Raw genomic sequence first — 9,186 nt, forward strand, 5'->3', positions numbered from 1 at the left:
GGACGTCTTGTTGTATTTGTAAGCAGTATATTGAGAATTAATTTCTATGACTGTGATCGCATTCAGGTTGCGTAATCGATTACATGAAAATATAGAATGTAGTGCGTCATTCAAACAATCTTGCATTTAAGCCATGCATCTTCATCGAACTCGTATATCGCACACATTCTATGATAACCATCAGCAATGACGACTTTGCCATTGGCCGTATCACGGACAAGCAGTAAAGGAGACAACAGTTTGCCCGTGCGAATTTTTTCACGGTCTTTTTCTACATGCAGATTACTAATACCCAGCAATGACAGCGCAGAAGCACGGAAAACATCCTTAGCTTTGAATTCGGTGATATCGGCAGTTTTTAACCTGTCGACGAATGATGCGGCTTGTTCCGGAGGGTATATAAGCCCGAGATAGGAGAGTGCTGCCGGGTAGTCTTTTTCTTCAACATTGTTTAGCCATTGAATCTCGGTTTTATGCATAGCATGGCTCCTTTTTTTCACATGTGGTCAATCAGGTTTCGTCCGGATAACAAAACAGCTTGTCTGCGATTGTTCCATTTTTTGATACAGTCAATTCACGAATGCGAGGTTTATCTGAACGCATTACAGTCGTATTCTTGCTCCAACGAAACGTGATGCGTTTCACAAAAAACAAAAAAGAACACGGCCTGATGCCGGTTCACCAAATGACTATCTGTGGAGTAAAAAACATGAAAAATACATTCGTACGTTTTGCCGCTGTTGCTGCGTTATCTCTGGCTGCTATCACTGCCCAGGCTACCGTCAACACTTATCAGGCACATGGTTCTGTTGTTGCTGTTAATGCGGCAGACCAGACGATCACCGTGAAGCAAGATGCCGTCTCTGAACTGGGCTGGCCAGCTCGTACTTTCACTTACAAGGCGAATGGCAGTAATGTACTGAACGGTATCGAAGCCGGTCAGACTGTTGATGTGAAATTTACCTCATCAAATACATTCAATGCGAACGCCCATTTCGTAACACCTGTATCACAATAATTCACTGCTGACACGCAGCGCAAGGGGTTATGTTGTCCTGACATAACCCCTTTGTTTTTCTAAATCCCTGCATCCTTAGAGTTGAAAATGAGTGTGTGTTTCTATTTTGTCTCGCCAGGTATCCCTTGCTTGGCGAGCGTTCAATAACACTGATTTTGAACTCCACTTTCCCCCAGCGATGGGGGCTTTTTAAGCGCAATTGGTGAGCCAACATCTTCAAGGATAGCGATGCCATGTTTCTCTCATGTTGCTATATCAATGCGGGATTATCTGCACAGGGGGGGGGTAATTCATTTACAACTATACTTAAGCGATTGCCATTGTTTTTCGATGAGCAATATGTTGGTGGAGGTTTAAATGAATCGCTATATTTCTGTTTTTGTCATAGGCATGGCCGCCATAGCTATGACAGGTCAAAGTTTTGGTGAAGAAAATGCCAGTGTGCAAATTTCGAATTTCGCCTTTAGCCCCGAAGTGATTAAAGTCAAAACAGGTACGACCATCAATTGGATAAACGCGGATAACACGGCACACACGGTCACCGGCAATGATGGGACCTGGGATTCCGGTAGGGTCAAAGCGAATGGGGCCTACAGCCACAAGTTTGATAAGGCGGGTACGTTTGAATATCACTGCAGTTATCATTCATCAATGAACGGGTCCGTGATTGTTTCTCCTTAGATTGGATGATTTACAGTTGAGGCTTGCTTGATGACATCTGATTTAAATCACTGGCGGCACACAGTGCCGTCCAGTGAGCAAAGTGATCGAATTTGAATTTCGTCAGGTAATTTTGATCAGTAATCAATGGCCAGATATTTTTTAAAGGCTTTGGCTATCCCGTTATTATCGACGGTATCAGTAATCGCATCAGCACTGGCTTTGACAACATCAGACGCGTTTCCCATCGCAATACCGGTACCAACCAGCTGCAACATCTCGATATCATTGTGCCCATCGCCAAATGCGTAGGTATTGTGCTTATCAATATTTAGATGATTATATAAATATTCACAAGCGGTTCCTTTAGAGAACCCCTCTAGATGCACATCCATACGAATATCAACATCATCCCCATAGGCATTGATAGCCCATTTTTCAGGTAATTTAGCTTTGGCTGCGAATAAATCTTCGGCAGAAGAAAAAACGGCAGCAATCGAGTTTGCCTTAATTTCGCCAGCGCAATGTGAGACCAGAGGAATATGAGAGAGGTCATCGCTGCCACTATAAATGGCGTGATGTTGCTTCAGATAAGGATCGGAATGCGAACTCACCCAATTGCCTGAATAGCCACCTAACGCACAACTGCCATTGTGTGCTTCATAGACCTGCAATTGCATATCGATCTCGTCATCAGTGAACACATTATTGATCAAGGTTTCACCGTGGAATTCGATATAGTGGCCGTCACTGCAAATATAACCATCAAAATTGATGTTACGAACACTCTCAGGGATCTGCGTTCTGGCAGTGGCAACAACGATATAATTCCCTTGTTCCTGGAATTTTTTAATCACCTGTTGAGTCTCATCAGATGGGTGCAACATACCGTTTGGAACATTCACCATCGTTCCGTCAATATCAAAAAAAGCAATCTTCTTCACGTATGGAGCACTCCATCAAGAATCTGACTAGGGGATTAATGTGGCTGAGATTTTCGTAATGCTATCAGAATTACCTGACTTTGACGTGTGGGGTAGTTTGAAAAAACGGCACACACCAAGTTTGTTATAGGATTTTAAGGCGAAATAGGTATTGATACATCCATTCCTACCATTATATTGGGTAATCCAACTTCGGGGGCTGGCCAAGAAACCTGACAATTATCATATAAGTCAACAATTTCACTTTCATAAAATAGTTTACCATTTTTATCATATGCTCTAACGAATCCTGGTGTGTCCATTCTAAGCTCTCCCAGATAAAAGCTGGCAACTTTCAGTGTTTCAATATGGTATTTATTATCTGGACTCTCATCCCAAAAAAGTTGTTTTCCATATTTTTTTGCCAGAAAAGGGGAAAAAAATAGAAATGAGAAGCAAAGAATTATCACTACCATGGTGTACAAGACGTATTTACGTTTCATAGAGGGATTTCCCATCCTGATTCATTCCGCCATTGCACATCCGAGTAAACGATAAAATCACCACCTTTCTTTTTGTCGTTCTTATGTACTTCTTGCCAGCACCTGAAATCACGATTGAAAACAGGAACATATCCTTGCAATGCGAAATACAATGGAGATGAAAGATAAGCTACGGTATCTAATTTACCTAAACATTTATTCCGTTTTTTACTCCAGATGCCGAGCGGTTCATTGTCACCCTCAAAATCATAACTATCCCGAAGGTATAAACCTGTTTTTTCAACCCGGAAAAAATCACGTCCGTGGCGATTAAAAGCTGTACCTACAACGGCTATTTTCAATGTTCCATTACCAATGGCACCATACAAGCCATCGACACGGTTCAGTTTATTTCCGACATCAACTTTGTTTACCTGTGAATATGTATCACATTCTCTGGCGGAGTGAATTATAGAGCCCAATACTGTTGGGGTTGTTTTTCCTCTGATCCATCCCTCTTTTTTTAATAAAATTTTAAGCCTGTCTATACCTTTAGGTGATACCCATGAATTATGAATATTGATTGCTGCGGCATGCCACATTGGATGAGATAATAACCAGTCTATCTTAACGATATCATCATTATATCGGTTTGGCGGTAAAGATAGAGAGCTCACTTTTCCTGATCTGATATCTGCAGTCATCACATAAGCTTCCTCTTGGTTAAACCAGTGACGCATCAGTTTTGCAGCAGTATGCCAGTTCATTGCGTCCATGATGTCGGGTATTTCATCTAAATGAAGAGGATCAACAATAACCCGAATTGGATTTGTATCGCTGCGAGGCGTTGTGGTTGCTGTTGCTAATGTCATTTTTTAACTCCGATCTCTGATTGAAAAGCGTGAGCTAATGTAATGCTTTGCATGGTGTGGCTATGACACAGATCGGTTTTTCCCTGCTCACACGTTTCTCCCGTGATCTCTCCGTCGGGTGTTTGGAGCAGATAAGTGAATCCTTTCACGGGATTACCTGATTGATCGATAAGCTGAAAGTGTTGATTAAATGCTTTTTCAACGAGTGAATCAGATATGGTTGATGCTGGAGTATAGATGTCGCCAATTAAGACATTATCAGAGCCACCGATGATCACACCGCCATGTGAAGTCGCTGATCCCATTAATGCAGCAGGTTTGCCATTAATAAAAACGGTTGAGCTACCCGCAACAATTGTAGCGCCACAACTAGTAGTATCACCGAGACGGGAAGCCGGCAGGCCGTTAATAAATACATTATCAGAGCCGGAAACGATATTATTTACAGAATGTCCTTTCTGAGGACAAGCATGTGCATCACCAACTCTAGCGGCTAAAGGCATATATTCTCCGAACATGTTTGAAAAAGAGTTCAGAAATTTATGCAGTTTAGTTTGTCATTCAAGCTGTCAGATTTGTTGGTTCATTGCGATAACAGTGCAGAACAACAAGCTGTTTTGTGTCTGCACCGCTTACGGGGGATAAATCAAGACTGTGTCAGAAGCGATTCAAGCTCCGGTAATGATGAAACCTGATAGTGAGGTGTGATGCCTACCGGCACAGGCTTGTTATCTGTATTAACCCAGCATGTATGCAAGCCCGCATTGAGGCCACCCAAAATATCCGAGTCAGGATTATCGCCGACCATGAGAACACGCTCACGGGGCGGATTCCCCATCGTGGAAAGGGCATGCTCAAAAATATCCGGATGGGGCTTAGCCACACCAACCTGTTCGGAAATGATCAGCACATCAAAATGCTCCCGAAATCCGGTGCGCTCCAGACGGATTTGCTGCAGCTCGGTAAAGCCATTAGTGATAATACCGAGCTTCACTTTGCCCCGTAGGGTATTCAGCAAATCAGCGGCCCCATTCAGTGGCTGACAGATATCCGCCATCGCAGACAGAAATGCACTGTTTAATGTTTTTGGCGTTTCATCAAGCCGTTGCGCCCAGGATTCAAAACGTTGATGCTGGAGCTGCGCCGCAGATATTTCACCATTCTGGTATTGAACCCAGAGCGGCTTATTCACGGACTGATATTCTGAAAAATCAGCATCGGAAAAGTCGACGCCAAAGCGTGAAAACATCAGTTTTAAACCGCGGAGGGCATCAAATTCAAACAATGTTTCATCTGCATCGAACAAGATCCATTCATAGGATTTCATGTGCGCATATCTCTATCATGCCTTGTGACTATGCCGCTCATTCTACACGAGGGATATAACCAGCCCTAATTGATGTAGCCATGTTCTTTGAGCCAATCAACGCACAGGAGCGCTGCTTTTGAGCAAATTTCAATATCATGGCTGTCTATGTAACGTAATTCTTCAATCTCGGCAGCAGGCATTGGTTCGCCATCATAATCCGCGAAATAGCATGTCAGTTTAACTAACGTCCCTTCTGGTTTCCCATCCGCCTGCGCTTCAAGTGTGGTGGCATAGGTTATCGTGGATGGCACCAAATCAATGGTTAACTCTTCTGATATTTCACGTATCAGCGCCTCATGGTCAGTCTCGTTGAATTCGCGTTTACCGCCGGGCAGATAAAACAGCGATTTGCCCCTGGAGCGAACAACTAATAGTTTTTTATCCGAGATAGTAAACAGGGCAAGTTTATCAATGTAGGTTGTCATGGTGATTCATCCTTTGTATTGGTTATCGAATTTATTAACCACTGCATATCTTCTGATAGGTCGCGGGTGTCATGCCATAACAACGGCGAAACCAGCGGCCTAAATGACTCTGATCGGAAAAACAAAACGTCGATGCAACATCCGCAAGGGGTGAACCGGCCGCAATCATCATCCGGGCTTTTGAAAGTCGTAATTGCAGCAAATATTGATAAGGCGCGATTTGGTAAGCCGACTTAAAAATCCGGTTCATTCTGAAACGGTCCATTCCTGCTTCAGCTGCAAGCTCGTCCAGACCGATTTCATCGCACACATGCTCATACAGCATATCGCGGATTTTACTTGCGATCAGCGGATGATGATCTGATGTTTGTCCGACTACCTGAACCCAATTTGTCTTGATCAGACTGCTCAGTAATAAATCGATACTCGTTTCTTTAATAAGCCGGAATTCCTGAAAATGATAAGCTTGGAAGGCCTGTGAAACCCGAAGTGCCAGCTGGGGATCCTGTGTTAAAGTGGAGGCGACAGAAAATTCGAACCCATCCGGCATTTTTTCATATAACCCGGCCATACGGGTATGCAGCCAGGCCGGATCGAAATAGAGCATCTGATACGTGAACCCGGCACTCTCCGGCGCATGACCATCATGCAGTTCTTCGGGTTCCAGCATGAACACATGACCCTGATGGCTGTTTACCTGCCGCCGACGGCAATGAAACTGCTGATGTCCCTGTTCAGTCACCCCGATGAGATATTGCGGATGCCAATGGGGATCATACGCATGCCCGGAAAAGTGGGCGCGTATCGTTTCAATCCCGCTTTCGGCATCTTTGGCCAAATCGACCCAATTCGCCATCAGTCATTACGTCCTGATTTCAACATCGCTCACTCTCATTTTACACCGACAGATTCAGTGTCGCAGACCATGCAGAGACCAGCAAGATCCAGCCCATGACGCGGTTCAGCCAGATCACATGCATCGGCTTGCGGATCAATGATCCCGCCAAGCGGCCAGCCAATGCCCAGACTGTCAGACAAGGAATCGCGATCACCAGAAAAACGGCGGACAAATACGAAACATTCCAGAAATAATGCGTATCTGATGTGGCATAAACACTGATCACGGCAACCGCCATTAACCACGCCTTGGGGTTCACCGCCTGCATCAAAAAACCGCCGACAACACCGAGTGTCGGCAGATCAGAAGATGAATTATCCGTTTCCTTCACTGGCTGTGATGCGATCTGCCAGGCCAATTTCGTGAGCCATAAAACACCGAGCCAACCCATCATTTCTTTTACGAATGGGTAAGCAAGTAACGCCTTCCCGACACCAATCCCTGTCAGACAGACCAACGCCGCAGCGCCGATACTGGCACTGACTACAATGGGAAACGTCTTCCCCAGACCAAGCCGGGAACTCTGACTCAGAATCAGAAAATTGGTTGGCCCCGGCGTGATTGAAGCCACAAACGCAAAGCAGATAAATGAAAACAGATTTTCCATCTTGAAAACTCCATCTGACGAGATGCGGTCATGATGTGAATTTTGACGGCAGAAGTCTGGAAGATTTGTGCGGATGTGTTGGGTAATTTCATGAATATGGAAAAACTAGAACGCCATATTTATTAATCAATTGCATAAGTGCAATAACTAACATTCATTAATTGAAAATCCATCCCATGTTAGATTAAAAAAATATTAATAGTTAAGGAATGGCAATGACACTTAAAAAAAGAACAACATCTTGTCAGGGTGGCTGCAGCAACAGCAATGGGTCATATCGAAGAATTACAATCTTATTTAAATACCGCTTTGCAAGATGGTGTGTCTATTAACGAGTTGAAGGAGTTAATGATCCAGCTCTATGCGTATTGTGGCTTCCCTCGTAGCCTGAATGGATTGTCAGCGCTGATGGTTGTCATTACTGAGAGACAAAAATCGGGGACCAATGATGATGTCGGACAAACGCCAAAGCCTATTCCAGTGGATAAATCCCGCTTTGAATTAGGTGATGAGGTGCAGCGGGAATTGACCGGAGGGCCGGTAAAAGGTCCATTATTTGATTTTGCTCCGGCTATCGATGCATTTCTGAAGGAACACCTCTTTGCTGATATTTTCTTGCGCGGTGTTCTCAGTTATCAGGAACGCGAAATTATCACTATTGCCACGCTTGCCTGTATTGGTGTTATTTCTCAGCTGACAAGCCATATTCGGATTGGCATGAATACAGGTTTAGTTGTCTCACAAATAAATTCAATCGCTGAAGTGCTAAATGAGATAAATGAAGCATCCGCTGCCAAAAATATACGAACCATTTTGAAAACAATCTGCTGAATACATAAAGACAATATCGCAGCTACAAATAAAAATAGGAGCTATCCGTGGAATATAAATACCTTGGTAAAAGTTCATTGAAAGTATCACCAATTTGTCTGGGTGCGATGATGTTTGGTGGTGCAACAGATGAAACCACCTCCAAACGGATCATTGATAAAGCCTATGATCAAAGGATCAATTTTATTGATACAGCAGATGTTTATAACGGTCGCCAGTCAGAAATCATTGTCGGACGTGCTATTGCGGCCCAACGAGATGAATGGGTGGTCGCTACCAAATTTGGTTATGGCGGTAGCCGAAATCCGAATTCACAAGGGCAATCACGTAAATGGATCCGTCAAACAGTTGAAACGAGTCTGAAAAGTCTCGGAACCGACTACATTGATATCCTCTATCTTCACCGGGCTATCCCTGGTCTGCCTCTGGACGAGAGTGTGAGAGCTGTAGGTGAGTTGATCGGTCAGGGTAAAGTGCGTTACTACGGGGTATCGAATTTTACAGGCTGGCGTATTGCTGAGATATGTCGTGTTGCCGATCAGCTTGGCATTGAACGTCCTGTTGTTAGTGAGCCGTTATATAATATGGTGAGCCGTACCGCAGAAGTAGAGCAATTACCTGCGGCTGCTCATTATGGTTTAGGTATTGCCCCTTACAGTCCGCTAGCGCGTGGCGTTTTAAGTGGAAAATATGCACTCAGTCAGCCATTGCCAACAGATAGCCGGGCAGGGCGTGGAGATGCTCGTATTTTGCAGACTGAACTGAGAGACGAGTCCATCGTTATTGCCGAAAAGATTGCTGACTATGCACAAGAAAAAGGGTCGAATTCAATTGCTTTTGCATTGGCGTGGGTGCTGAATAACCGGCTCATTACATCGGTGATTGCAGGCCCCCGAACTGAGGCACAATGGGATAGTTACATGGATGCTTTATCGTATCGGCTGACCGCAGAAGATGAAGCCTTCGTCGATTCGCTGGTTGTGCCGGGTCATAACTCAACACCGGGATTGAATCGCCACTACTTCACTAGACGACTTTTAGCCTCTTTAAAATACTGACGCTCATACTCTAGCGGCGACAGCCCATTATTGGAACTATGCT

12 protein-coding genes and 2 pseudogenes are annotated in these 9,186 nt (G+C 44.3%); 5 read left to right on the top strand and 9 right to left on the bottom strand.

Going from position 1 to position 9,186, the window contains the following annotated elements; all coding sequences use genetic code 11:
* Window positions 1-110 precede the first annotated feature (110 nt).
* Window positions 111-479: a hypothetical protein gene (locus HNR75_RS10260; RefSeq protein ID WP_188026875.1), complete on the bottom strand. Its 369-nt coding sequence runs from the start codon at window positions 477-479 to the stop codon at window positions 111-113.
* A 230-nt stretch (window positions 480-709) separates the two neighbouring features.
* On the opposite strand from HNR75_RS10260, the gene HNR75_RS10265 reads away from it, so the two are divergent.
* Both HNR75_RS10265 and HNR75_RS10270 read left to right on the top strand, forming a co-directional pair.
* Window positions 710-1,018, top strand: a complete 309-nt coding sequence (locus tag HNR75_RS10265) for a copper-binding protein (RefSeq protein WP_166479943.1) — start codon at window positions 710-712, stop codon at window positions 1,016-1,018.
* A gap of 357 nt (window positions 1,019-1,375) precedes the next feature.
* Window positions 1,376-1,699, top strand: coding sequence for a cupredoxin domain-containing protein (locus tag HNR75_RS10270; protein ID WP_188026876.1), 324 nt, complete (start codon window positions 1,376-1,378; stop codon window positions 1,697-1,699).
* A 116-nt stretch (window positions 1,700-1,815) separates the two neighbouring features.
* On the opposite strand, the gene HNR75_RS10275 is transcribed toward HNR75_RS10270, so the two are convergent.
* The 8 genes from HNR75_RS10275 to HNR75_RS10310 all read right to left on the bottom strand — a co-directional run bounded on the left by HNR75_RS10275 (window position 1,816) and on the right by HNR75_RS10310 (window position 7,254).
* On the bottom strand, window positions 1,816-2,622 hold the full coding sequence (locus tag HNR75_RS10275; RefSeq protein WP_223157859.1) for a Cof-type HAD-IIB family hydrolase: 807 nt from the start codon (window positions 2,620-2,622) through the stop codon (window positions 1,816-1,818).
* Between the two features lie 134 nt (window positions 2,623-2,756).
* Window positions 2,757-3,104: a hypothetical protein gene (locus tag HNR75_RS10280; protein ID WP_188026877.1), complete on the bottom strand. Its 348-nt coding sequence runs from the start codon at window positions 3,102-3,104 to the stop codon at window positions 2,757-2,759.
* Window positions 3,101-3,955: a DUF6402 family protein gene (locus tag HNR75_RS10285; RefSeq protein WP_188026878.1), complete on the bottom strand. Its 855-nt coding sequence runs from the start codon at window positions 3,953-3,955 to the stop codon at window positions 3,101-3,103. The genes HNR75_RS10280 and HNR75_RS10285 overlap by 4 nt, the downstream gene beginning before the upstream one ends.
* Window positions 3,952-4,458, bottom strand: a complete 507-nt coding sequence (locus tag HNR75_RS10290) for a PAAR domain-containing protein (RefSeq protein ID WP_188026879.1) — start codon at window positions 4,456-4,458, stop codon at window positions 3,952-3,954. Before HNR75_RS10290 ends, HNR75_RS10285 begins: the two co-directional genes overlap by 4 nt.
* Window positions 4,459-4,601: 143 nt before the next feature.
* On the bottom strand, window positions 4,602-5,282 hold the full coding sequence (gene yjjG / locus HNR75_RS10295) for a pyrimidine 5'-nucleotidase (RefSeq protein WP_188026880.1): 681 nt from the start codon (window positions 5,280-5,282) through the stop codon (window positions 4,602-4,604).
* Window positions 5,283-5,347: 65 nt separating this feature from the next.
* Window positions 5,348-5,749 carry an NUDIX hydrolase gene (locus HNR75_RS10300; protein WP_188026881.1) on the bottom strand — a complete coding sequence of 134 codons (402 nt, stop codon included), beginning with the start codon at window positions 5,747-5,749 and terminating at the stop codon, window positions 5,348-5,350.
* A gap of 34 nt (window positions 5,750-5,783) precedes the next feature.
* The gene (locus HNR75_RS10305) at window positions 5,784-6,605 is read right to left on the bottom strand and encodes an AraC family transcriptional regulator (RefSeq protein ID WP_188026882.1); all 822 of its coding nucleotides are present in this window, start codon (window positions 6,603-6,605) and stop codon (window positions 5,784-5,786) included.
* A 40-nt stretch (window positions 6,606-6,645) separates the two neighbouring features.
* Window positions 6,646-7,254 (bottom strand): LysE family translocator, encoded by a 609-nt coding sequence (locus HNR75_RS10310; protein WP_166479944.1) that lies wholly within the window; start codon window positions 7,252-7,254, stop codon window positions 6,646-6,648.
* 237 nt (window positions 7,255-7,491) lie between these two features.
* On the opposite strand from HNR75_RS10310, the pseudogene HNR75_RS15620 reads away from it, so the two are divergent.
* The 3 genes and pseudogenes from HNR75_RS15620 to HNR75_RS10320 form a co-directional block, all read left to right on the top strand.
* Window positions 7,492-7,647 (top strand): annotated as a pseudogene (locus HNR75_RS15620) (carboxymuconolactone decarboxylase family protein); the annotation flags it as partial.
* A gap of 15 nt (window positions 7,648-7,662) precedes the next feature.
* Window positions 7,663-8,085, top strand: coding sequence for a carboxymuconolactone decarboxylase family protein (locus tag HNR75_RS10315; protein WP_281364941.1), 423 nt, complete (start codon window positions 7,663-7,665; stop codon window positions 8,083-8,085).
* Between the two features lie 47 nt (window positions 8,086-8,132).
* Window positions 8,133-9,050 (top strand): annotated as a pseudogene (locus HNR75_RS10320) (aldo/keto reductase); the annotation flags it as partial.
* Window positions 9,051-9,186 lie beyond the last annotated feature (136 nt).

The organism is Tolumonas osonensis (genome assembly GCF_014202415.1).
Taxonomy (GTDB): Bacteria; Pseudomonadota; Gammaproteobacteria; order Enterobacterales; family Aeromonadaceae; genus Tolumonas; species Tolumonas osonensis.